Annotated in this window: 21 protein-coding genes; 10 read left to right on the plus strand and 11 right to left on the minus strand. The window is 69.8% G+C overall.

All coding sequences use genetic code 11. From position 1 onward, the window contains the following. Nucleotide 1: 1 nt before the first annotated feature. The 3 genes from coaD to AB6A66_RS11485 form a co-directional block, all read right to left on the minus strand. Nucleotides 2–493 carry a pantetheine-phosphate adenylyltransferase gene (gene coaD, locus AB6A66_RS11475; protein ID WP_371038505.1) on the minus strand — a complete coding sequence of 164 codons (492 nt, stop codon included), beginning with the start codon at nucleotides 491–493 and terminating at the stop codon, nucleotides 2–4. Nucleotides 494–573: 80 nt separating this feature from the next. Next, complete coding sequence (locus AB6A66_RS11480) at nucleotides 574–1,008, minus strand: CBS domain-containing protein (RefSeq protein WP_371038506.1); 435 nt, start codon at nucleotides 1,006–1,008, stop codon at nucleotides 574–576. A 59-nt stretch (nucleotides 1,009–1,067) separates the two neighbouring features. Continuing rightward, complete coding sequence (locus AB6A66_RS11485; RefSeq protein WP_371038507.1) at nucleotides 1,068–1,970, minus strand: LysR family transcriptional regulator; 903 nt, start codon at nucleotides 1,968–1,970, stop codon at nucleotides 1,068–1,070. A gap of 93 nt (nucleotides 1,971–2,063) precedes the next feature. On the opposite strand from AB6A66_RS11485, the gene AB6A66_RS11490 reads away from it, so the two are divergent. The 6 genes from AB6A66_RS11490 to AB6A66_RS11515 all read left to right on the plus strand — a co-directional run bounded on the left by AB6A66_RS11490 (nucleotide 2,064) and on the right by AB6A66_RS11515 (nucleotide 8,233). Next, a complete protein-coding gene (locus AB6A66_RS11490) occupies nucleotides 2,064–3,566 on the plus strand; it encodes a CoA-acylating methylmalonate-semialdehyde dehydrogenase (protein WP_371056013.1) in 1,503 nt (500 codons plus the stop codon). A 94-nt stretch (nucleotides 3,567–3,660) separates the two neighbouring features. Continuing rightward, complete coding sequence (locus AB6A66_RS11495; protein ID WP_371056014.1) at nucleotides 3,661–4,788, plus strand: carboxylate-amine ligase; 1,128 nt, start codon at nucleotides 3,661–3,663, stop codon at nucleotides 4,786–4,788. Between the two features lie 73 nt (nucleotides 4,789–4,861). Continuing rightward, nucleotides 4,862–6,007, plus strand: a complete 1,146-nt coding sequence (locus AB6A66_RS11500) for an acyl-CoA dehydrogenase family protein (RefSeq protein WP_371056015.1) — start codon at nucleotides 4,862–4,864, stop codon at nucleotides 6,005–6,007. Then, nucleotides 6,004–7,053: an enoyl-CoA hydratase/isomerase family protein gene (locus AB6A66_RS11505; protein ID WP_371056016.1), complete on the plus strand. Its 1,050-nt coding sequence runs from the start codon at nucleotides 6,004–6,006 to the stop codon at nucleotides 7,051–7,053. The genes AB6A66_RS11500 and AB6A66_RS11505 overlap by 4 nt, the downstream gene beginning before the upstream one ends. Further along, entirely contained in the window at nucleotides 7,050–7,922 is an 873-nt protein-coding gene (mmsB, locus tag AB6A66_RS11510) for a 3-hydroxyisobutyrate dehydrogenase (protein WP_371056017.1), read from the plus strand. Before AB6A66_RS11505 ends, mmsB begins: the two co-directional genes overlap by 4 nt. Nucleotides 7,923–8,032: 110 nt before the next feature. Next, nucleotides 8,033–8,233, plus strand: a complete 201-nt coding sequence (locus AB6A66_RS11515; protein WP_371056018.1) for a DUF2892 domain-containing protein — start codon at nucleotides 8,033–8,035, stop codon at nucleotides 8,231–8,233. Nucleotides 8,234–8,275: 42 nt separating this feature from the next. Here the strand turns inward: AB6A66_RS11515 and AB6A66_RS11520 are convergent, their stop codons facing one another. Continuing rightward, nucleotides 8,276–9,187: a patatin-like phospholipase family protein gene (locus AB6A66_RS11520; RefSeq protein WP_371056019.1), complete on the minus strand. Its 912-nt coding sequence runs from the start codon at nucleotides 9,185–9,187 to the stop codon at nucleotides 8,276–8,278. Nucleotides 9,188–9,544: 357 nt separating this feature from the next. Here AB6A66_RS11520 and AB6A66_RS11525 point away from each other — a divergent pair, with 357 nt between their 5' ends. Further along, the gene (locus tag AB6A66_RS11525) at nucleotides 9,545–9,703 is read left to right on the plus strand and encodes a hypothetical protein (protein ID WP_371056020.1); all 159 of its coding nucleotides are present in this window, start codon (nucleotides 9,545–9,547) and stop codon (nucleotides 9,701–9,703) included. A gap of 3 nt (nucleotides 9,704–9,706) precedes the next feature. Here the strand turns inward: AB6A66_RS11525 and uvrA are convergent, their stop codons facing one another. Beyond that, a complete protein-coding gene (uvrA, locus tag AB6A66_RS11530; RefSeq protein ID WP_371056021.1) occupies nucleotides 9,707–12,571 on the minus strand; it encodes an excinuclease ABC subunit UvrA in 2,865 nt (954 codons plus the stop codon). 303 nt (nucleotides 12,572–12,874) lie between these two features. Here uvrA and AB6A66_RS11535 point away from each other — a divergent pair, with 303 nt between their 5' ends. Further along, a complete protein-coding gene (locus AB6A66_RS11535; RefSeq protein WP_371056022.1) occupies nucleotides 12,875–13,780 on the plus strand; it encodes a glucokinase in 906 nt (301 codons plus the stop codon). A 4-nt stretch (nucleotides 13,781–13,784) separates the two neighbouring features. On the opposite strand, the gene AB6A66_RS11540 is transcribed toward AB6A66_RS11535, so the two are convergent. The 6 genes from AB6A66_RS11540 to AB6A66_RS11565 form a co-directional block, all read right to left on the minus strand. Beyond that, nucleotides 13,785–14,573 carry a xanthine dehydrogenase family protein subunit M gene (locus AB6A66_RS11540; protein ID WP_371056023.1) on the minus strand — a complete coding sequence of 263 codons (789 nt, stop codon included), beginning with the start codon at nucleotides 14,571–14,573 and terminating at the stop codon, nucleotides 13,785–13,787. A gap of 18 nt (nucleotides 14,574–14,591) precedes the next feature. Continuing rightward, on the minus strand, nucleotides 14,592–16,955 hold the full coding sequence (locus AB6A66_RS11545; protein WP_371056024.1) for a xanthine dehydrogenase family protein molybdopterin-binding subunit: 2,364 nt from the start codon (nucleotides 16,953–16,955) through the stop codon (nucleotides 14,592–14,594). A gap of 76 nt (nucleotides 16,956–17,031) precedes the next feature. Beyond that, complete coding sequence (locus AB6A66_RS11550; RefSeq protein WP_371038521.1) at nucleotides 17,032–17,517, minus strand: (2Fe-2S)-binding protein; 486 nt, start codon at nucleotides 17,515–17,517, stop codon at nucleotides 17,032–17,034. 25 nt (nucleotides 17,518–17,542) lie between these two features. Then, nucleotides 17,543–18,073 carry a CoxG family protein gene (locus tag AB6A66_RS11555; protein WP_371038522.1) on the minus strand — a complete coding sequence of 177 codons (531 nt, stop codon included), beginning with the start codon at nucleotides 18,071–18,073 and terminating at the stop codon, nucleotides 17,543–17,545. Nucleotides 18,074–18,163: 90 nt separating this feature from the next. Then, on the minus strand, nucleotides 18,164–18,970 hold the full coding sequence (locus AB6A66_RS11560) for an IclR family transcriptional regulator (protein ID WP_371056025.1): 807 nt from the start codon (nucleotides 18,968–18,970) through the stop codon (nucleotides 18,164–18,166). Continuing rightward, nucleotides 18,967–19,383, minus strand: a complete 417-nt coding sequence (locus AB6A66_RS11565) for an acyl-CoA thioesterase (RefSeq protein WP_371038524.1) — start codon at nucleotides 19,381–19,383, stop codon at nucleotides 18,967–18,969. Before AB6A66_RS11565 ends, AB6A66_RS11560 begins: the two co-directional genes overlap by 4 nt. Before the next feature lie 79 nt (nucleotides 19,384–19,462). Between AB6A66_RS11565 and AB6A66_RS11570 the strand changes: the two genes are divergently transcribed. Next, nucleotides 19,463–22,174 (plus strand): benzoate-CoA ligase family protein, encoded by a 2,712-nt coding sequence (locus AB6A66_RS11570; protein WP_371056026.1) that lies wholly within the window; start codon nucleotides 19,463–19,465, stop codon nucleotides 22,172–22,174. Then, nucleotides 22,174–23,214, plus strand: a complete 1,041-nt coding sequence (gene gtdA, locus AB6A66_RS11575) for a gentisate 1,2-dioxygenase (protein ID WP_371056027.1) — start codon at nucleotides 22,174–22,176, stop codon at nucleotides 23,212–23,214. Before AB6A66_RS11570 ends, gtdA begins: the two co-directional genes overlap by 1 nt. Nucleotides 23,215–23,496 lie beyond the last annotated feature (282 nt).

Genomic DNA, 23,496 nt, shown 5'->3' on the forward strand with positions numbered 1-23,496 from the left:
GTCAGGCGAAGCGTTCCCGGAGCGCCTCGCTCACGGCGGGGGACACGAACCGCGTGGTGTCTCCGCCCAGCCGGGCGATCTCCTTGACGAGCTTGGACGCGATGGCCTGGTGGCGCGCCTCGGCCATCAGGAACACGGTCTCGACGCGGTCGTCGAGGGCACGGTTCATGCCCACCATCTGGAACTCGTATTCGAAGTCGCTGACCGCGCGCAGTCCGCGCACGATCAGCGTGGCGCCGACATCGTTCGCGCAGTCGATCAGCAGGTTCTCGAACGGATGGGCGACGATTTCCGTCCCGGTTTCCTCGACGAGCCCCGCGCATTCCCGCTCGATCATGTCCACCCGGGTCTCGAGATCGAAAAGAGGCCCCTTGTCCCGGTTGATGGCCACCCCGATCACAAGGCGGTCGACCAGCGCGCAGGCGCGGCGAATGATGTCCATGTGACCGAAGGTGATCGGGTCGAAGGTCCCCGGATAAAGCCCGATGCGCATGTCCCTGTCCCCGTCCGCGTGCTGCCCGCGCCCGAAGCAAACCCACGCGGAGACGAAATGCAAGGGGCGGCGCGTCGCGCTCAGTAACCCATGATCATGCCCTGAAGCGCGTCCTTCTCCATCGAAAGCTCGGTCAGGCGCGCCTTGACGACGTCGCCGATGGTGACGATCCCGACCATCCGGCCCTCCTGCAGCACGGGCATGTGCCGGAAGCGCCCCTCCGTCATCTTGCCCAGCACATCGTCGGCGCTGTCGTCGAGCGCGCAGGTGACGACGCGCGCGGTCATGCAGGTCCCGACCCGCTCCGACAGGCAGTCCGGCCCGCGCACGGCGATCTGGCGGACGATGTCGCGCTCCGACAGGATGCCTTCGGCCCGCGCCCCGTCGTGGGAAACGACCACCGAGCCGATGCCGCGCTCGGCGAGGATGCCCGCCGCCGCCATGAGCGTCGCGTCGGGCTGCACGGTGACCACCCCCGCATCGCCCTTCAGTTTCAGAATGTTGCGAACCTGCATGACGACCCCTCCGCAATGGATAACCTAGCGTCAAGCGTCCGCGCAAACGCCCCGCCCTGTCAAGCGGCCGCGATCGCCTCGAGCCGCGCGACCTCGGCCCGCAGCCCGTCGGCGAGCGCCGAGGCGAAGCGGTTCAGACGCTCCAGCCGGCGGTCGTCGGCGTGGCGCAGCAGGTAGAAGCTCCGCGTCAGGCGGACCTCGTCCGGCAGCACCCGCCTCACCCCCGGCGCGAAGGGCAGCGCGAAGTCGTGCAGGATGCCGAGCCCCCCGCCCTGGCGCACGCACTGCACCTGCACCGCCACGGAATTCGAGGCGAGCTGGACCCGCTCGACCCCGATCTCTGAAAGGTAGTCGAGTTCCCGGTCGAAGATCATGTCGGGGATGTAGCCCACGATCCGGTGCCCTCCGAGATCCGCGACGCCCCGGATCGGCGCATGGCCCCGCAGATAATCCCGCGCGCCCGCGAGCGAGAGACGGTAGTCGGTGATCTTCTGCACCACGAGCCGCCCGGCGACGGGCGCGCTCACCGCCACGGCGATGTCGGCCTCGCGGCGGGACAGGTTCACCACCCGCGGCAGCGCCACGATCTGGATGTCGAGATCCGGGTTCGCCGCGGCGATGTCGCGGCACACCTGCGGAAGAAGGTAGTTCGCGCAGCCGTCCGGCGCCCCGACCCGGATCTGGCCCGAGAGCCCCCCGGCCCGCCCCGAAAGCGCCTCCGCCCCCTCGACCATCGCCGATTCCGCCCGCTCGGCGTGCGAGAGAAGACGCTGCCCGGCCTCGGTCATCGCATAGCCTTGCGGCGACTTGGCGAAGAGCGGCGCACCCATCGCCTGCTCGAGCCGCGCGATGCGGCGGCCGGCGGTCGCGGGGTCGAGCCGCAGGCGCTGCGCCGCGCCGCTCAGGCTTTCGGCGCGCGCCACGGCCAGAAAGACGCGGATATCGTCCCAGTTGAGGTCCATCGCACCTGCATTCCCGCAAAACGCTTTTGTCATCTTGCCTCTTTTGCGGGCATTCCTGCAAGGCTAACATGTCGGCGAAGGATGGAGGACCCAATGACCCAGGACCTGACTCACTACATCGGCGGCGCGCATGTTCCCGGCGCGTCCGGCCGCTTCTCGGACGTCTACAACCCCGCCACCGGAGAGGTGCAGGCGCGCTGCCCGCTGGCCTCGCCCGACGAGTTGGCGAAGGCCGTGGAGATCGCAGAGAAGGCGCAGCCCGGATGGGCCGCCACCAACCCGCAGCGCCGCGCGCGGGTGCTGATGAAGTTCGTTCACCTGCTCAACCGCGACATGGACAAGCTCGCCGAGGCGCTCTCCCGCGAGCACGGCAAGACGCTGCCCGACGCCAAGGGCGACGTGCAGCGCGGCCTCGAGGTGGTGGAATACTGCATCGGCGCGCCCGAGCTTCTGAAGGGCGAGTTCACCGACAGCGCGGGACCGGGCATCGACATGTATTCGATGCGCCAGCCCCTCGGCGTCACCGCGGGAATCACGCCGTTCAACTTCCCGGCCATGATCCCGATGTGGATGTTCGCGCCCGCGCTCGCCTGCGGCAACGCCTTCATCCTGAAGCCGTCCGAACGCGACCCCTCGGTGCCGCTCATGCTGGCCGAGCTGATGGAAGAGGCCGGCGCGCCCAAGGGCATCCTGCAGGTCGTGAACGGTGACAAGGAGGCGGTGGACGCCATCCTCGACCACCCGTCGATCCAGTCGGTGGGTTTCGTCGGCTCGACCCCGATCGCCGAATACATCTACGGGCGCGGCTGCTCCAACGGCAAGCGCGTGCAGTGCTTCGGCGGCGCCAAGAACCACATGATCGTGATGCCCGACGCCGACATGGACCAGGCCGCCGACGCGCTGGTGGGCGCGGGCTACGGCGCGGCGGGCGAGCGCTGCATGGCGATCTCGGTCGCCGTGCCCGTGGGCGAGGAGACCGCCGACCGGCTGGTCGAGAAGCTGGTGCCCCGGATCGAGAAGCTCAAGGTCGGTCCCTATACCGCCGGCGCCGACGTCGATTACGGCCCCGTCGTCACCGCCGAGGCGAAGCAACGCATCCTCGGCCTCGTGGAGTCGGGCGTCGAACAGGGCGCCGAGCTCGTCGTGGACGGGCGGGATTTCCAGCTCCAGGGCTACGAGGACGGCTTCTTCGTCGGCCCGCACCTCTTCGACAGGGTGACGCCCGAGATGGACATCTACCGCCAGGAGATCTTCGGCCCCGTGCTCTCCACGGTGCGGGCGGGCTCCTACGAGGAGGCGCTGAAGCTCGCCATGGACCACGAATACGGCAACGGCACGGCGATCTTCACCCGCGACGGCGACACCGCCCGCGACTTCGCCAACCGCATCAACATCGGCATGGTCGGCGTGAACGTCCCGATCCCGGTGCCGCTGGCCTACCACACCTTCGGCGGCTGGAAGAAATCGGGCTTCGGCGATCTGAACCAGCACGGCCCGGATGCGTTCAAGTTCTACACCCGCACGAAGACCGTGACGGCGCGCTGGCCGAGCGGCCTGAAGGAGGGCGGCGAGTTCCACTTCAAGGCGATGGACTGAGCGAAAACTTTTCGTCCGGAAAGTTTTTGCTTGCCGCGCGTGGCCCGGCCGCGAATTTTCGGATGGAAATTCGCGGCCGTCCGGAGGAGCGTCCATGTCCGATCCTGCCTTCACGCTCGGCATCGAGGAGGAATACCTCCTCGTCCGGCAGGACACGCTCGCCCTGTCAGAGACGCCCGCAGCTCTGATGGACGACTGCGCGGCCGAGCTCGCCGACCAGGTGAGCCCGGAATTCCTGCAGTGCCAGATCGAGATCGGCACCCGGGTCTGCGCCGATGTCGGAGAGGCGCGCGAGGATCTCAGGCGGCTGCGCGCAACGGTGGCGCGGGTGGCGGACCGTTACGGGCTCGCGCCGATCGCGGTGTCCTGCCATCCGCTCGCGCACTGGCGCGCGCAGAACCACACCGACAAGCAGCGCTACAACGACCTGCACCGCGACCTGGCCGGCGTCGTTCGCCGCCTCCTGATCAGCGGGATGCACGTTCATGTCGGACTGGGCTGCGACGCGCTGCGCGCCGACCTGATGCGGCAGCTGTCCTACTTCCTGCCCCATCTGCTCGCGCTGTCGGCCTCCTCGCCCTTCTGGCAGGGCGAGGACACCGGGCTTGCCTCCTACCGGCTCACCGTCTTCGACAACCTGCCGCGGACCGGCCTGCCACCCCAGCTCGATGCGTGGGAGGATTACCGGCGCTCGGTGGATGCGCTGGTCGATCTCGGGATCATCGAGGACGCCTCGAAGATCTGGTGGGACCTGCGCCCCTCGGCGCGCTTCCCCACGCTCGAGGCCCGCATCTGCGACGTGCAGCCCCGGATGGAGCACGCGCTCTCGATCGCTGCGCTTTTCCAGTCGCTCGCACGGATGCTCTGGCGGCTGCGCACCCGCAACCAGCGCTGGCGTGTCTACGATCGCTTCCTCATCGAGGAGAACCGCTGGCGCGCACAGCGCTACGGCATCACCGAGGGGCTGATCGATTTCGGCGCGGGCGAGATAAAGCCGTTCCGGACCCTTCTCGACGAGATGATCGAGCTGGTGGAGGAGGACGCGGCGGCGCTGGGCTGCCTGACGGAGGTCGAACGCGCCCGCGAGATCGTGGCGGGCGGCGTGTCCGCCTCGCGCCAGCGCGCCGCGGCGGCCGCGGCGCAGGCGGCGGGCGGCGACGGCGAGGCGCAGATGCGCGCGGTGGTCGCGCACCTGATCGAGGAATATCACGCCGACCTCTGAGGGGTTGCAAAACTCCTGCAAGGATCGGCCACTAAACGCCCGTTCAATTCCGGCGGGCAGAGGGAGGAACCGCATGGATTTCGCGCTGAGCGAGGAGCAGCAGGCGATCTTCGACGTGGCGCATGCCTTCGGGCAGGACGCGATCGCCCCCCACGCGCTCGACTGGGAGAAGGCGGGCACCATCCCGCGCGAGCTCTGGCCGCGGGTGGCCGAGCTGGGCCTCGGCGGCATCTACGTGGGCGAGGACCACGGCGGCTCGGGTCTCTCGCGCCTCGACGCCACGCTCGTCTTCGAGGCGCTGGCCATGGCCTGCCCCTCGGTGTCGGCGTTCCTCTCGATCCACAACATGTGCGGCGGCATGATCGAGGCCTACGGCGACGACGCGGCGCGCGACCGCTGGCTGCCGGACGCCTGCGCCATGCGGACGGTGTTCTCCTACTGCCTCACGGAACCCGGCTCGGGCTCCGACGCGGCGGCGCTTCGGACGAAAGCCGCGCGCACGAACGAGGGCTACGCGCTCACCGGCACCAAGGCCTTCATCTCGGGCGGCTCCTACTCGGACGCCTACATCGTCATGTGCCGCACCGGAGAGGAGGGCCCGAAGGGCATCTCGGCCGTCATCGTCGAGGACGGCACGCCCGGGCTTTCCTTCGGCGGGCTCGAGGACAAGATGGGCTGGCGCGCCCAGCCCACCGCGCAGGTCCAGTTCGACGACTGCCGCGTGCCCCACGAGAACCTGCTGGGCGAAGAGGGGCGCGGGTTTTCCTACGCCATGGCCGGGCTCGACGGCGGGCGGCTCAACATCGCGGCCTCGGCGCTCGGCGGCGCGCAGGCCGCGCTCGACGCGACGCTTGCCTACATGGGCGAGCGCAAGGCGTTCGGGCAGACGCTGGACCGCTTCCAGGCGCTCCAGTTCCGTCTTGCCGAGATGGAAGTGAAACTGCAATCGGCGCGCACCTTCCTGCGGCAGGCGGCGTGGAAGCTCGACCGCAAGGATCCGGACGCCACGAAGTTCTGCGCCATGGCGAAGCTCCAGGTCACCGATGCGGCCTTCGACGTCGCCAACCAGTGCCTGCAACTGCATGGCGGCTACGGATACCTCGCCGATTACGGGATCGAGAAGATCGTGCGCGACCTGCGCGTCCACCAGATCCTCGAGGGCACGAACGAGATCATGCGCCTGATCGTCGCCCGCAAGATGCTGGAGGCGCGGGCGTGAGCGGGATCTCGATCCGCAAGACGGGCCGCGCGGGGCGGATCACCCTCGCGCGACCCAAGGCGCTCAACGCGCTCTCTTACGCGATGTGCCTCGAGATCGACGCGGCCCTCAAGGACTGGGCGGACGACCCCGAGGTCGCGCTCCTCGTGATCGACGCCGAAGGCGACAAGGCGTTCTGCGCGGGCGGCGACATCGCCGAGATGTACGAGACCGGACAGAACGGCGATTACGGCTACGGCCGGCGCTTCTGGCGCGACGAATACCGCATGAACGCGCGGCTCTTCGAGTTCCCGAAACCGGTGGTGAGCCTGATGCAGGGCTACACCATGGGCGGCGGCGTGGGCGTCGGCTGCCACGGCTCGCACCGCGTCGTCGGCGAAAGCTCGCAGATGGCCATGCCGGAATGCGGCATCGGTCTCGTGCCGGACGTGGGCGGCTCGCTCATCCTCGCCCGTGCGCCCGGCCGGCTCGGCGAGTATCTGGGCACCACCGGCGCGCGCATGGGGCCCGCCGACGCGATCCTCGCAGGCTTCGCCGACCATTTCGTGCCCGAGGCCGCCTGGCCCGCGCTCACTGTGCGACTGGAAGAGACGGGCGATCCATCTGCGGTGGACGAAGCCGCGACCGCGCCGCCCGAGGGGCGCCTCGCCGCCCTCGCCCCCGCGATCGACCGGCATTTCGCGGGCGAGACGCTGGGGGACATCCTGCGCTCGCTCCGCGCGGAGCCGGGCGCCTTCGCCGAGGAGACGCTTTCCACCCTCGCACGGCAGTGCCCGCTTTCCATGGGCTGCACGGTGGAGATGATCCACCGCCTGCGCGGGCCGGCCGCGGAGATCCGCCGGGCGCTGGAACAGGAGTATCGCTTCACCTTCCGCGCCATGGAGAAGGGCGACTTCCTGGAAGGCATCCGCGCGGCCATCATCGACAAGGACAAGTCTCCGCGCTGGAGCCACGAGAGGGACGCGCTGCCGCAGCTCGCGGTGACGCAGATGCTCATGCCGCTCGGGGAGGACAGGCTGACATTCGGGGAGGAGGACAGGGTATGAAGATCGGATTCATCGGTCTCGGCAACATGGGCGCGCCGATGGCGGCCAATCTCGCGAAGGCGGGCCACGAGGTCACGGGCTTCGACACGGCGCAGGTGGACATCCCCGGCGTGAGCATGGCCGCGAGCGCGGCCGAGGCCGCAACGGGCGCTGAGGTCGTGATCACCATGCTGCCCAACGGCGAGATCCTGCGGAAGGTCGCGGCGGAGATCATACCGGCCATGGCGCCGGGCGCCGTGTTCCTCGACTGCTCCACGGTGGACGTCGACAGCGCCCGCGCCGTGGCGGCGGAGGCGCAGGCGGCGGGGCTACCCGCCCTCGACGCGCCCGTCTCGGGCGGCGTGGGTGGCGCGGAGGCCGGCACGCTCACCTTCATGGTCGGCGGCGACGCGGCCGGCTTCGAGACGGCGAAGCCGCTTTTCGAAACGATGGGGCGCAAGGCCGTGCATTGCGGCCCCTCCGGAAACGGCCAGGCGGCGAAGATCTGCAATAACATGATTCTCGGCGCGACGATGATCGTCACCTGCGAGGCCTTCGCGCTGGCCGACAAGCTCGGCCTCGACCGGCAGGCCATGTTCGACGTCGTCTCCACCTCCTCGGGGCAGAGCTGGTCCATGAACACCTATTGCCCCGCCCCGGGCGTGGGCCCGACGAGCCCGGCGGACAACGCCTACCAGCCCGGCTTCGCCGCCGATCTCATGCTGAAGGACCTGCGGCTGGCCATGCAGGCGGCAGAGACCGCGGATGCCGACACGCCCATCGGGCAGGCCGCCTGCACGCTCTATGCCCGTTTCGTGGAAGACGAGGATGGCGCGGGGCGCGACTTCTCGGCGATGCTGCCCCGCTTCGAACGGCGCGGCCGAACCTGATCGCGACGAAAGGCGCATTTGAGCCATATCAAGGCGCGACGGATGCCGAATCCCGCATGCTCGTCACAGGCGCCCCGGCCGGGGCGCAAGAGACGAAAGGACCGGACAACATGCTCGCCAAGAACATGGGCACCATCGACCGCGTGCTGCGGCTCGTCATCGGGGCCGCACTCATTGCGGCGTTCTTCCTGAACCCGGATGCCGGGTATCGCTGGCTCTATCTCATCGGGATCGTACCGCTCGCGACCGCGCTGATGGGCAGCTGCCCCGCCTACTCGATCTTCGGCATCAAGACCTGCAAGACCGACTGACAAGACCCGGGCCGGGCCGGGCTTGACCCGGCCCGACGCGCGTCAAACCTTCTCGAGAAGCTTTTCGAGGTCGTCCCGCGAGCGCATCACGGCCTCGTGACCCGCGTCGATGGCTTCTTGCGCGCGGTAGAGTTCGATGAAGGTGAGGTGCTGCAGATCTACCGCCAGCGCAAGATGCGGCGGATCGCTGGCCCGGCGCGACATGTGCACGTGTTCCGACAAGATGTCGATCGCCGCCGCGACCACCTCGAAATAGTTGGGCGGCTTCGGTTCGCTGTCACTCCGGTCCCAGAGGTCGCGGATCGCGGGCGGAAGATGCGCGAGCAGACCCGTCCCGCCGGCCCCCTCCACCAGATCCGCCGCGTCCCCCTCGGGCGACCAGAAGCGCCCGTCGTCGCGCCCGTTCGGGTTGACCGCGATGGTCACGTCCGCCCCGAGCGCGCGGCAGGCGGAGGACGGCACCGGGTTGACGATCCCCCCGTCGATCAGCCACCGGCCGTCCAGGTGATAGGGCGCGAAGAGCCCGGGGATCGCGAAGGATGCGCGCAGCGCCTCCAGAAGCGGGCCCTCCTGCAACCAGATCTCGCGCCCGGTGCTCATGTCCGTGGCCACCGCGATGAGGCGCCGGTCGAGCGCCGCGAAATCGTCGGGCACGCCCATGCGTTCCAGCGCCTCCATCACCGAGCGCCCCTGCACCAGCCCGCCACGCGCAAGCCCGAGGTCGAAGTAGGACAGGAAACGCGTCCGGCTCATCTGCCGCGCGAACTCCTCCAGCGCGTCGAGCTTTCCCGATGCCCAGGCCGCGCCGACGACCGCCCCCATCGAACACCCCGCCACCACGTCGGGGCGCACGCCGATCTCCTCGAGCGCACGGATGACGCCGATATGGCACCAGCCCCGCGCCCCGCCGGAGCCGAGCGCCAGGCCCAACTTGCGCTTCTTGCCATCACTCATGCGAACCGCCCCAACCTCTTTCGTCAGCAGGCGCCCTTGTGCCCCGCCGGCCCCGGGCTGTCGAGGCGCGGGGCCGTGAAAACCGCCGCGCGACTCGGGCCCCGGCGTTTCCGGGGAACGCGGCGGCGGCCTTTCGCCAATGGGGCGGAGGCCCCTTCCGGACATCTGTCCGACATGCGAGGCGTCGGGCATGAGGGACCGTCTTGCCTTCCCGACGTCACTCGCCCTCGCGGCGGCTCTGCCGGCCGCGCCCGCGGCCGGCCAACTCAAGAATGACCCGCCCGGGCTCGCGAGGAAGAGTCCGCCCTGCGCCCTCCGCCCGGGCTGGCGAAGAACGCGCCCTACGGCGGCGGCGACGTGATCCTGCGCGACTATTCCGTGATCGGGCGGCAACTCGCCTACGGGCTGGACGCCGACAACACATACGATCGCGTCGGCGGCCACATCTTCCTTGTGGACCGGGACACGCGCGAGGTGCTGGACGTGATCGGCGCGGTGGCCGCCCTGCACGACTGAGGTCTACTCCGCCGCGACCTTCTTCGCGTCCAGCATCGGACGCAGGTATTGACCGGTGTGGCTGCGCTCGACACGCGCGACGTCCTCGGGCGTGCCCTCGGCCACGATCTCGCCACCGCCGTCGCCGCCCTCGGGGCCGATGTCGATGATGTGGTCGGCGGTCTTGATGACGTCGAGATTGTGCTCGATCACCACGACGGTGTTGCCGCTATCCACAAGCTCGTGAAGCACTTCCAGCAGTTTTTTCACGTCCTCGAAGTGAAGCCCGGTGGTCGGTTCGTCCAGGATGTAGAGCGTGCGCCCGGTGGCGCGCTTGGCCAGTTCCCGCGACAGCTTCACCCGCTGCGCCTCGCCGCCCGACAGCGTCGTCGCCTGCTGGCCGACCCGGATGTAGCCCAGCCCCACGCGCACCAGCGCGTCCATCTTCTCGCGGATCGCGGGCACCGCCTTGAAGAACTCCTGCGCGTCTTCCACCGTCATATCAAGAACGTCCGCTATACTCTTGCCCTTGAAGCGGATTTCCAGCGTTTCCCGATTGTAGCGCGCCCCCTTGCAGGTCTCGCAGGTGACGTAGACATCAGGCAGGAAGTGCATCTCGATCTTGATGACGCCGTCGCCCTGGCAGGCCTCGCACCGCCCGCCCTTGACGTTGAAGCTGAAGCGCCCCGGCTTGTAGCCTCGCGCCTTGGCCTCCGGCAGGCCCGCGAACCAGTCGCGGATCGGCGTGAAGGCCCCCGTATACGTCGCCGGGTTCGACCGCGGCGTGCGCCCGATGGGGCGCTGGTCGATGTCGATCACCTTGTCGAGATGCTCGAGCCCGCGAATCGTCTCGCAGGGGGCCGGGGTCTGCCGCGCGCCGTTCAGGCGCATCGAGGCTGTCTTGAACAACGTCTCGACGGTGAGCGTGGACTTGCCGCCGCCCGACACGCCGGTGACGCAGACGAACTTGCCCAGCGGAAGATCGACCGTCACGTCCTTCAGGTTGTTGCCCGATGCCTTCACCACGGTCAGCTGCTTGCCGTTGCCCTCCCGGCGGATCGCGGGCACCGCGATCTCGCGCTTGCCGGACAGGTACTGCCCGGTGAGCGATGCCGGATCGGCGGCAATCTCCTCGGGCGTGCCGCGGGCCACGACCTGCCCGCCATGGACGCCCGCACCGGGGCCGATGTCGAAGACGTAGTCGGCCTCGCGGATCGCCTCCTCGTCGTGCTCGACCACGATCACGGTGTTGCCCTGGTCGCGCAGGTTCTTGAGCGTGCCGAGCAGCCGGTCGTTGTCGCGCTGGTGCAAGCCGATCGAGGGCTCGTCGAGCACGTAAAGCACGCCCGTCAGACCCGACCCGATCTGGGAGGCAAGGCGGATGCGCTGGCTCTCTCCGCCCGAAAGCGTTCCGGCGTTCCGGCTGAGCGTCAGGTATTCCAGCCCCACATTGTTGAGAAACCCGAGCCGCTCGCGGATCTCCTTCAGGATCGCGCGGGCGATTTCGTTCTTCTGCCGGCTCAGTTGCTCGGGCGCGGTGTCCACCCAGGCCAGCGCGTCCCGGATCGACTTCTCGACCACGTGGCCGATGTGCAGCCCGCCGATCTTCACGGCGAGCGCCTCGGGGCGCAGCCGGTGCCCGTGGCAGGTGCCGCAGGGCCGGTTGTTCTGGTAGCGTTCGAACTCCTCCCGCACCCAGGCCGAATCCGTCTCGCGGTAGCGCCGCTCCATGTTGGGGATCACCCCTTCGAAGCTGCGGCTCACCTGGTAGACGCGCCCGCCCTCGTCGTAGCGAAAGAGGATCTCCTCGTCGCCCGAGCCGTAAAGGAAGACCTGCTGCACATGGGCCGGCAGATCCTTCCAGCGCGCGTTCCGGTCGAACTCGTAATGGCGCGCGATCGCCTCGATGGTCTGCAGGAAATAGGGCGACTTGCCCTTGCGCCACGGCGCGAGCGCCCCGTCGGAGATGCGCAATGTGGTGTCCGGCACCACGAGGTTGGGATCGAAGAAGAGCTCCGCGCCCAGGCCGCCGCAATCCGGGCAGGCCCCGAAGGGCGCGTTGAAGGAAAAGAGCCGCGGCTCGATCTCGGGGATGGTGAAGCCCGAAACGGGACAGGCGAAATTCTCCGAGAAGGTGATGCGCTCGGGCTCGCCCTCCTCCTCCCGCGGCGCGGTCTCGAGGATGGCGATGCCATTGGCCAGGTCGAGCGCGGTGCGGAAACTGTCGGCCAGCCGCGTCTCCATCCCCTCGCGCACGACGATGCGGTCCACCACCACGTCGATGTCGTGGCGGAACTTCTTGTCGAGCGCGGGCGGGTCGTCGAGTTCGTGGAACTGCCCGTCCACCTTCACCCGCTGGAAGCCCTGCTTGCGGAGCTCCAGCATCTCCTTGCGGTATTCGCCCTTCCGGTCGCGCACGATGGGGGCGAGCAGGTAGGCGCGAGTGCCCTCCTCCATCGCCATCACGCGGTCCACCATGTCCTGCACCTGCTGCGCCTCGATCGGCAGGCCCGTGGCGGGGCTGTAGGGCGTGCCGGCACGCGCGAAAAGCAGGCGGAGATAGTCGTAGATCTCGGTGACGGTGCCAACGGTGGAGCGCGGGTTCTTGCTCGTCGTCTTCTGCTCGATGGAGATCGCGGGGCTGAGGCCCGCGATATGGTCCACGTCGGGCTTTTCCATCATGTCGAGGAACTGCCGCGCGTAGGCCGACAGCGATTCGACATAGCGTCGCTGCCCCTCGGCATAGATCGTGTCGAAGGCGAGGCTCGACTTGCCGGACCCGCTCAGGCCGGTGATGACCACCAGCCTGTCGCGCGGGATCTCGACGTCGATGCCCTTCAGATTGTGTTCGCGCGCGCCGCGGACCTCGATGAACTTCTGTTCGGCCATGTCCGCCCCCCTTTGGCTCGAATAGCGAAGAGATAGTCGAGCGCGCAGGCAGGGCCAACCGAAAAGTGCGAACAAAATGTGAACCACGGCGGTTCGCATGGCTCGGGCTGCGCTGCGTGGCGCCAGACGCGGCGATATCGCGCTCATCCACGCCCCCGAGAGCCACGCAGGCGAGCAGGCGACGCCGTATCCCCGCGGCGTCGATCCCCGCGCGCGCCCTGTCGCGGGCCGCCACGGCGCGGCAGGCTTGCCGGCGGCGTCGCCCGCGCTTATCCCTCGGCGTCACCCTAGCCGGAGACCAGGATGGACGCGCCCACGCTCGTGGCCGATATCGGTGGCACCACCGCGCGCATGGCGCTGGCGCGGGCCGGAGCGGTGCTGGCCGACACGATCGCCACCTGGCCCTGCGCGGAGCATCCCGACGCCGAGGCGCTGCTTGGCGCCTATCTCGCGGGGCGGCCCCGGCCGCGGGCTGCCTGCCTTGCCCTTGCGGGGCCGGTCCGCGACGGCGCCTGCGACATGACGAACCGCGGCTGGCGGGTCGAGGCGGCGCGCCTTGCGCGCGGGCTCGGGCTGGAGGCGGTGACGCTGCTCAACGACCTGCAGGCGCAGGCCCACGCGCTCGACCACCTCACCGCGCAGGAGATGCCCCGGCTGCGTTCCGGGCGGGAAAGGCCGGGGGAGGCGCGGCTCGTGATCGGGCTCGGCACGGGCGTCAACCTCGCCGCGCGGCTGCCCTGCGGCACGGTGCCGCCGGCCGAGGCCGGCCAGGCCGCCCTGCCCGCCTTCGACGACGAGACGCTGGCGCTGAGGCATTACCTGCACCGCGAGGGCACGGCGGGGCGGATCGAGGATGCCCTGTCGGGCGCCGGGCTTGCGCGGCTCTTCGCGTTCCACGGCGGCCAGCCGGTCGCGCCCCGGGACGTGCCCGAGCGCCTGCGCGCGGGCGATCCGGCGGCACGCGCGGCGGTGGACCTTTACGCCCGCATCGCGGGCCGAGTGGCGCAGGGATGGGCGCTCGCCTTCCTCGCAACCGGGGGCGTCGCGCTCGCCGGCAGCGTCGCCCGCGCCCTCGCGCCGGAACTGGGCGAAGGGCTGCGCGCGGCCTTCGCGACCGCGCCGCTTCTGGCCGACACGCCGGTGCACCTCGTGGCGGCGGATACCGCGGCGCTGGCGGGATGCGCGGCCCTGATGGCGGGCCGCGCCTGACGCCTCAGCCGGCGGCGGCCACGGCGCGCTTCGTCATCACGCTCACCAGGTGCGCGCGATACTCGGGAGAGCCGTGAAGGTCGCCGATCATCCCGTCGGCCGGAACCGAGAGCCCCGCCACCGCCTCCGCCGTGAAATCCGACGAGAGCGCCGCCTCGGCCTCGGTCCAGCGGAAGACGCCCTCTTCGCTGGCACCGGTCACCGCGACGCGCACGCCATCGGCGTATTTCGCCACGAAGACGCCGACCAGCGCGAAGCGCGAGGCCGGCTGCTCGAATTTCTGGTAATCGGCCTTCTCCGGCACCGGGAAGCGGGCCTCGGTGATGATCTCACCCTCCTCGAGCGCGGTGGCGAACATGCCCTGGAAGTAGTCGTCCGCCGCGATCTCGCGCCTGTCGGTGATGATCGTCGCGCCGGACCCGAGCGCCGCCGCCGGGTAGCAGGCGGAGGGGTCGTTGTTGGCAAGACTGCCGCCTACGGTGCCGCGGTTGCGCACCGCGGGATCGCCGATGTTCGCGGCGAGCCTGGCCAGCGCGGGATAGTCGCCCGCCCCTTCGGCGATCTCGGCGTGGGTCGTGGACGCGCCGATGCAGATGCGCCCGTCGTCGTCGCGGCAGATGCCGCGCATCTCGTCGATGCCCGCAAGGCTCACGAGCTTCGAGGGCATGGCGAGGCGCTGCTTCAGCGTCGGGATCAGCGTCTGCCCGCCGCCGAGCGGCTGGGCCTCGTCCTCGGCGAGGGCGGCCACGGCCTCCGCCACGCTGGAGGGCTTCACGAAATCGAAACTGTACATGATGGGGTCCCTCCCTCTTCAGCCTTGCATCGCCGTCCAGACGCGCGAGGGCGTCAGCGGCATGTCGATGTGATCCACCTTGTGGCCGCCCGAGTGCAGCGCATCGATCACCGCGTTCACGATGGTGGGCGGCGAGCCGATCGCGCCCGCCTCGCCGCAGCCCTTCACGCCGAGCGGGTTGTGGGTGCAGGGCGTCTGGACCGAGTGGTCCACGCTGTAGAACGGCACGTCGTCGGCGCGCGGCATCGCGTAGTCCATGTAGGAGGCCGACACGAGTTGCCCGTTCTCGTCGTAGGCGCAGCTTTCGAGAAGCGCCTGCCCGATGCCCTGCCCGATGCCGCCATGCACCTGGCCGTCCACGATCATCGGATTGATGACATTGCCGAAATCGTCCGCCGCGGAGAAGCGTTCGATCGTCACCTTGCCGGTGTCCGGGTCCACCTCGACCTCGCAGGCATAGGCCCCCGCCGGGTAGGTGAAGTTCGAGGGATCGTAGAACGACGTCTCCTCGAGCCCCGGCTCGATCTCGGTGAGCGGATAGTTGTGGGGCACGTAGGCGGCAAGCGTCACGTCGCCCCAGGCGACCGACTTGTCGGTGCCCGCCACGGTGAACTTGCCGTCCTTGAGCTCGATGTCGGCGTCCGACGCCTCCATCAGGTGCGCGGCGATCTTCTTGGCCTTGGCGATGATCTTCTCGGTCGCCCGCACCATGGCCGAGCCGCAGACCGCGAGGCTGCGCGAGCCGTAGGTGCCCATGCCGAAGGGGATCTTGGAGGTGTCGCCATGCACGATATCGACCATCGACTCGTCGATGCCAAGCATGTCGGCCACGACCTGCGGGAACGCCGTCTCGTGGCCCTGGCCGTGGGAGTGCGCGCCCACCATCACGCTGATCGAGCCGGTCGCGTTCACGCGCACGGTGGCCGCGTCGTAAAGCCCCGCGCGCGCGCCGAGCTGGCCCACCAGGTTCGAGGGCGCGATGCCGCAGGCCTCGATGTAGCAATTCACGCCGAGGCCCCGCAGCTTGCCGCGCGCCTCCGATTCCTTGCGCCGTGCCTCGAACCCGCCGAAATCGGCGATTTCCTCCAGCTTGTCGACGAGCGCCGGATAATCGCCGGTGTCGTATTCCACCGCCACGGGCGTGGCGTAGGGGAATTCGGTGACGAAGTTCTGCCGGCGAAGCGCCATCGGGTCCACGCCAAGCTCGCGCGCGGCCTTGTCGATCACGCGCTCCAGCTGGAACGTCGCCTCGGGCCGGCCGGCCCCGCGATAGGCGTCCACCGGCACCGTGTTGGTGAACACCGCCTTCACGTTCACGTAGATGTTGGGCGTCTTGTAGTTGCCCGCCATCAGCGTGCCGTGCAGCCATGTCGGCACCGAGGGCGCGAAGGTCGACAGATAGGCCCCCATGTTCGCGTAGGTTTCGGTGCGAATCGCGGTGAAATTGTTGTCCGCGTCGAGGGCGAGCTCGATCTTGGTGACGTGATCGCGGCCCTGCGCGTCCGACAGGAACGCCTCCGAGCGCGAGGCCGTCCATTTCACCGGGCGGTTGAGCTGCCGCGCGGCGAAGGTGACGAAGGCTTCCTCGGCGTAGTGGAAGATCTTCGAGCCGAACCCGCCGCCCACGTCGGGGGCCACGACGCGCAGCTTGTGCTCGGGGATGCCCAGCACGAAGGCGCCCATCAGCAGCCGGATCACGTGGGGATTCTGGCTGGTGGTGTAGAGCGTCGACTCGTCGTTCGCGCGCTGATAGTCGCCCACGGCCACCCGCGGCTCCATCGCGTTGGGCGCAAGGCGCTGGTTGACGAGTTCCAGCGTGGTGACGTGGTGGGCGTTGCGGATCGCCTCGTCCACTGCGGCCTTGTTGTCCTCGACGAAGCCCCAGTCATAGCAGAGATTGCTCGTCAGGTCGTCGTGCACCCTGGGCGCGCCGTCCTGCAGCGCCGCCTTCATGTCCACGACGGCGGGCAGTTCCTCGATGTCGACGGCGATCGCCTCGGCGGCGTCGCGCGCCTGCTCCCGCGTCTCGGCCACGACGGCGGCGATCGGGTCGCCCACATGGCGCACCTTGCCCTGGGCCAGAACGGGATGCGCGGGCTCCTGCATGGGCTCGCCGTGGCGGTCGGTCACCTGCCAGCCGCAGGGCAGCCCGCCCACGCCCTCGAAATCCTTGCCGGTGAAGATCCGCACCACGCCGGGCATCTTCGACGCCTCCTCGGTGTCGATCCCGTTGATCCGGCCATGCGCCACGTCCGAGCGAAGGAAGTGCACGTAAAGCTGACGCGACAGGTTGATGTCGTCGGTGTAGTTTCCGGCCCCGGTGAGAAAGCGGACATCCTCGCGGCGCTTCATCGGCGCGCCGATCCCGTGATCCTTTGGCATCTCTTTCACTCCTCCTTCGCGGCGGGCGCGCGTCTCCTCTCGCACGGGGCCGCCGGATGTTGCGTTCTGGCGGCGCTCATTCCGCCGCGATGGCCTCTGCATCCTGGCCCGAGGCCGCCATGATCGCCTTGACGATGTTGTGATAGCCCGTGCAGCGGCAGATGTTGCCCTCGAGGTAGTCGCGGATCTCCGCCTCGCTGGGCTTCGGGGTCTCCTTGAGCAGCGCCGCGGCCGTCATCACCATGCCCGGCGTGCAGAAGCCGCACTGAAGACCGTGATGATCCTGGAACGCCTGCTGGATGACCGAAAGCGATCCGTCGGGGTTCGCCATGCCCTCGATGGTCGTGATCTCGGCGCCCTCGGCCTCCCAGGCGAACATGGCGCAGGCCTTCACGTCCTTGCCGTTCACATGCACCACGCAGGCCCCGCATTGCGAGGTGTCGCAGCCCACATGGGTTCCGGTGAGCCCGAGCTGGTCGCGCAGCGCCTCCACCAGAAGCGTGCGGCCCTCGACCTCGGCGGAAACCGCCTCGCCGTTCACCGTCATCGTCACTTGCGTCATGTCGTCCTCCCTTTCGCGCGCGCGCCTACGCGCCGGCGCCACCCTTCACGAGTCGCTTGAACCAGCCCTTCTTGGCGCCGGTCTCGGGCGCCTCGGGGGCCTCTTCCTCTTCGGCGGGGCCTTCCACCGCCTCCTGGAAGCGGGTGAAGAACTGGTCCGCCATCTTCTTCGCGAAACCGTCGATCACGCGGGAGCCGAGCTGCGCGAGCTTGCCACCCACCTTGGCCTCCACGTTGTAGGACAGCCGCGTGCCCTCCTCGCAGTCCTCGAGCGACACGTCGGCCCCGCCCTTGGCGAACCCCGCCGCGCCGCCCTTGCCCTCGCCCGCGAGATGCAGGCTGTCGGGCTCGTTCATCTCCGACAGCGTGACCGTGCCCTTGAAGGTGGCCTTCACCGGGCCGACCTTCTGCACGACCGTGGCGTGAAAGCCCTCTTCCGGCGAGCCGGTGAGTTCCTGACAGCCCGGCACGCATTCCCTGAGGACCTCGGGCGACAGCAGCGCCGCCCACACCGTCGCGCGATCGGCCCGGATCTCCCGGGTTCCCGTCATTTCCATGCGTCGCGTTCTCCCTGGTCGCACGCTCTCGCGCGCAGGCGCGGAACGTTTTCTTCCGTTGCGAGTCGTAGCGCAGTTTCGCGTGTCGCGTCAGCCCTTTTCCTCCGCTGCGCCGCAGCACGGCGCGCGCACGGAAAGCCCGCGACAGAACGCCTGAAGCCGTGCCACCGGCGCGCCGTCGGGCCCGATGGCGGCGGGGTCGGTGCCCACAAGCGTCACCGCCGCCTGAACCTCATCCTGCCAGTCGAGCACCGGCGCCGCCACGGCCACGAGGCCGGGGATGTAGCGCCCGTCCACCGTGGCGTGGCCCCGGGCACGGATCCGGGCCGCGAGCGCCGTCGTCTCGGCGCGGGTCGGGTCGAGCTCGCCGAGGATCCCGGGATTGGCGCGCGCCCGCGACAGCTCTGCATCGAGCTGCGCCGCGGTGACCGCCTCTGGCGCCCATGCGAGGAAAACGCGCCCCGTGGCCGAGGTCAGAAGCGGCAGCGCCGTGCCCAGCCCCATGGAGGTGACGAGCGGCGCGGCCGCGCGCTCCCAGCGCACGACCGTCGCGCCCTCGCTGCCCCAGACCGACAGAAGCGCCGTCATGCCCGTCTCGGCGCAGAGTTCGGGCAGGCCGTCGGCGGCGCGGTTCACCATGTCGTGGCGCGCCATGGCCGCCACGCCGAGCGCCGCCGCGCCCGGCCCGAGGTCATACTTCCCCGATCGCCCGGCCTGCGCCACCAGCCCCGCGGCCTGGAAGGAGGCGAGGTAGCGGTGCGCCTTGCTGGCCGGCATCCCGCACGCCCGCGCGAGTTCGGTCAGCGACACGGGCCCGCCCCGCGCGGCGAGCGCCGCCAAAAGCCCCAGCGCGGCGTCGAGCGCCTGCACCCCGCCCGGACGCGCCGCGCCGCTCACAGCCCCAGCGCGGCGCGCAGCGGCGCCATCTCGCCGGCCGCCATGCGCCCCTCCCGCATCACGAAAAGCCCGCGCACTTCCTCGCCCGTCACGCAAAGCGTGTCGCCGACATGCCCCTCGTAACCGAGCCGCAGCGCCCGGCCCCGCCATTCGCGCACGCGCAAATCGAGCGTCAGCGTGCAGTTCTCGCGCACCGGCGCGCGGAACTGCGCCTGCACGTCCATAAGCCCCACGCCCAGGGCGCCCAGCCGCGCGCAAAGCTCGGCGTGCCCGCCCGCCCGCGCGGCGAGGAAATGGTGAAAGCAGCGATCGAACCAGCGAAAGAAATTGGGGTAGAAGACGATCCCCGCCGGGTCGCAGTCGCCGAAGCTGACGCCGACGGAGAGGGAGTGGTCGGGAGGAGTGTTTTCCATCCTGCGAAAAACCTTGCGGCCTGTGGAAATCAGCCTATCCTGCCCGGCGGGAGAAGTCGAGACGACCGGGAGGAGATCCATGCGCATCGGCCGCATCGAGGTGCTGGGCGGCGGGCCGGCGGGGCTTTACACGGCCATCCTCGCACGCCGCCGCCTCGGCGACGTCGCTGTGCGGGTGACCGAACGCAATCCGCGCGGCGCGACGTTCGGATTCGGCGTGGTCTTCTCGGACCGCGCGCTGGAGTTCCTGCGCGCCGACGACCCAGACACCCACGAACTCGTCACCCCGCGCATGGAGACCTGGCGCGACATGACGCTCGACCACCCCGAGGGGCGCGTGGTGCTGGACGGGGTGGGCTTCTCGGCGATCGGGAGGCTCGAGCTCATCGAGCTTCTCGCCCAGCGCGCAGAGGCCGAAGGCGTGGAGCTGCACTTCGGCCACGAGCTGGGCGCGGTCGAGGATCTCGACGCCGACGTCGTCGTTGGCGCGGACGGGCTCAACTCGCTGGTGCGGCAGTCCGACCCGCAAGGCTTCGGCGAGACGCTCTCCCATCTGGAAAACCGCTTCGCCTGGTTCGGCGCGCCGCGCGCCTTCGACACGCTGACGCAAAGCTTCCTACACACGGAGAAGGGCCCGCTCAACGCCCATCACTACCGCTACGCGCCCGAGATGAGCACCTTCATCGTGGAGGCCACGCCGGAGAGCTTCGCCGCCCACGGCTTCGGCGAGATGACCGAGGTGGAGAGCGCCGCCGCCTGCGCCGAAATCTTCGCCGAGGTGCTGGAGGGCGCGCCGCTTCTCACCAACCGCTCGCACTGGCGCCGCTTCCCGCGCCTCTGGTCCCGCCGCTGGGCGCGGGGCAACCGGGTGATCCTCGGCGACGCGGCGCATACCGCGCATTTCTCCATCGGCTCGGGCACGCGGCTCGCCATGGAGGACGCCATCGCCCTCGTCGCCGCGCTGGAAGAGGGCGCGACGCTCGACGCCGCGCTCGACGACTGGCAGGCGGCGCGGATGCCGGTGGCGAAGAAGATCGTGGACGCCGCCAACACCTCCGCCGACTGGTACGAGGCGTTCGACAGGCACATGGCGCTCGGCCCCCTCGATTTCGCGCGCAGCTACATCACGCGCTCGGGCCGGGTGGACGACGAGAAGCTCCGCCGCCTCGCGCCCCGTTTCATGGCCCGCTACGAGGCGGAGAAGGCGGGTCGCCTTTTCGATCCCGTCCGCGACGACGCGGCGGGCGCGGCCGAGATCGGCTTCGACAAGGCGGCGCATCCGAACTGCTCCGCGCTGCTCTGGGACAACCTGCCGGCCAACGCGGAGAAGCTCGCCGTGACCGGCCCGGCAGGCAGCCTCACCTATGCAGAGCTCGCCGCCGAGGCCGCGCGCTGGGGCAACGCCTTCGCCGCGGCGGGCCTCGCGCCGGGCGACCGAATCCCGATGCTGCTCGACGACCGGCCGGACTACGTGGCCGCCTTCTTCGGGGCGGTGCGCGCGGGCTTCGTGCCGGTGCTGCTCAACACCCAGACCACGCCGGACCTGCTGTCCTATTTCCTGCAGGACACCGGCGCGCGAATCGCCGTCTGCGAGGCCGCGCTCGCCGGGATGGCGGAGGCCGCGCGGGCCGGAAGCGCGCTGGAGCGGCTGGTGGTGGTGGGCCGCGACGGGCCGGAGGGCGCCGACGCCTTCCTCGCGGGCCAGCCCGACACGCTCGCCCCCGCCGGGACCGGCCCCGACGACATGGCCTTCTGGATGTATTCCTCGGGCAGCACCGGACGGCCCAAGGGGATCGTGCACCTGCACCACGACATGGCCTACACGGCGCAAAGCTACGGCCGCCACATCCTCGGCCTCGCGCCGGGCGACGTCTGCTTCTCGGTGCCGAAGATGTTCTTCGCCTACGGTTTCGGGAACGCCGTCACCTTTCCCTTCGCCGCCGGCGCGACGAGCGTCCTGATGCCGGGGCGGCCCGAGCCGCAGGCGGTGCTCGACACGATCGAAGGCCATCGGCCCACCGTTCTCTTCGGGCTGCCCACGCTTTACACCGCGCTCGCCCGGGCCGAAGGTGTGGAGGCGCGCGACCTCTCCTCGCTCCGCCTTTCCATCTCGGCGGCCGAGACGCTTTCGGCCGAGGTCTATGACCGCTGGCGCGCGCTGGCCGGGCATGGGCCCACCGAGGGGCTCGGCTCCACCGAGATGCTGCACATCTACCTCTCGAACCGCCACGACGACCACCGCCTCGGCAGCGCGGGCGCGCGGGTGCCGGGCTACGAGGTCCGGCTGGTGACGCCCGAGGGCCGCGAGGCCGCGCCGGGCGAGGAAGGCGTCATGGAGGTGCGCGGGCACTCCTCCGCGCCGCTCTACTGGAAGCGGCCCGACAAGACCCGCGAGACCATGCGCGGCGACTGGATCCACACCGGCGACCGCTTCGTCGAGCGCGACGGCCATTTCTACTTCCAGGGCCGCGCCGACGACCTCGTGAAGGTGTCGGGCCAGTGGGTCTGGCCGCTCGAGGTGGAGCGCTGCCTCGCCGAGCACCCCGAGGTGCACGAATGCGCCGTGCTGGCCGAGCGCCTGCCCGACGGGCGCACCACGCTTCGCGCCGTCGTCGCGCCGGTGGCGGGCGCGCGCCCGGACATCGCGGCGCTGCAGGACTTCGTGAAGGCACGGCTGCAACCCTACAAGTATCCGCGCCTCGTGGAGTTCGTCGCGGCCCTGCCCAAGACGGGCACCGGCAAGATCGACCGGCAGGCGCTGCGCACCCATCCCCCGAAAGGAGCCGCCTGATGGACAAGCCACCCGTGGAAACCCCCGAACGCCGCGCCTTCTATGAGAAGATCGACAAGCAGAACATGACCGCGCTCTGGACGGTGATGAGCGGCCTCGTCACCCCCGAGCCGAAATCCGACTGCCGCCCGGTCGGCTGGCGCTTCGACGAAATCCGGAGCGCGATGATCGAGGCCGGCGGGCTCATCACCGCCAAGGAGGCCGAGCGGCGCGTGCTCATCCTCGAGAACCCGGGCCTGCGCGGCCAGTCCAAGACGACCACATCGCTCTACGCCGGCGTGCAGCTCGTCCTGCCGGGCGAGGTGGCGCCCGCGCACCGGCACGCGCAATCGGCGCTGCGCTTCGTGCTGGAGGGCTCGGGCGCCTACACCGCGGTGAGCGGCGAGAAGACGGTGATGCGCCCGGGCGATTTCGTCATCACCCCGCAGATGGCCTGGCACGACCACGGCAACGAGACGGACGCGCCGATGTTCTGGCTCGACGGGCTCGACATCCCGCTCGTGCAGTTCCTCGACGCCTCCTTCGCCGAGGGGCTGGGCGAGGACTGCCAGGAGATCACCCGCGAGACCGGTCAGAGCTACGCCGAGTTCGGCCACAACCTGATGCCGGTGGACGCGCCGCGGGGCGGGAACGTCTCGCCCATCTTCAACTACCCCTACGAGGAGGCGCGCGCGACGCTTGAGACCATGAAGCGCGGCCAGCCCCACGATCCCTGCCACGGCTGGAAGCTGCGCTACACCAATCCGCTCGACGGCGGCTGGGCAATGCCCACCATCGGCACCTTCATCCAGCTTTTGCCCGCGGGGGCCACGACGCCCTACCGCGCCACCGACGCGACCGTCTTCACCTGCGTCGAGGGGCGGGGCAAGAGCCGCATCGGCGACGAGGAGATCGCCTGGGGCCCGAAGGACATCTTCGTCGTGCCGGCCTGGTGGCCCGTGGTGCACGAGGCGGCCGAGGAGGCGGTGCTCTTCTCCTTCTCCGACCGTCCGGTTCAGGAAAAGCTGGGCCTCTGGCGCGAGCGGCGGGGCAACGTCTAGGCCGGCCGCCCATCCTGGATCCGTCGCGGCGCCCGGCCCGGCCCGGCCGGCGACGGCGCCGCCATAGCGCCCGCGCCCGGTAACCGGATGCATGCAACACGCCCCCGAAACCCGATGACCCCCGGCGGATTGCATCTTGAACTCGCCGGCCAAGTCATTTTCCTAAGCCCCGGCTGGTCCTGCCGAACGCCCGGGCCCACGATCCGGGCAAGAGCATTTTTGCATGTTGCGCAGGTCCGCACTATGACGGAGCGAGCCCCCGGGCGAACGGGCCGGCAACAG

It is taken from the genome of Rhodosalinus sp. K401 (assembly GCF_041365735.1).
Lineage (GTDB): Bacteria > Pseudomonadota > Alphaproteobacteria > Rhodobacterales > Rhodobacteraceae > Rhodosalinus.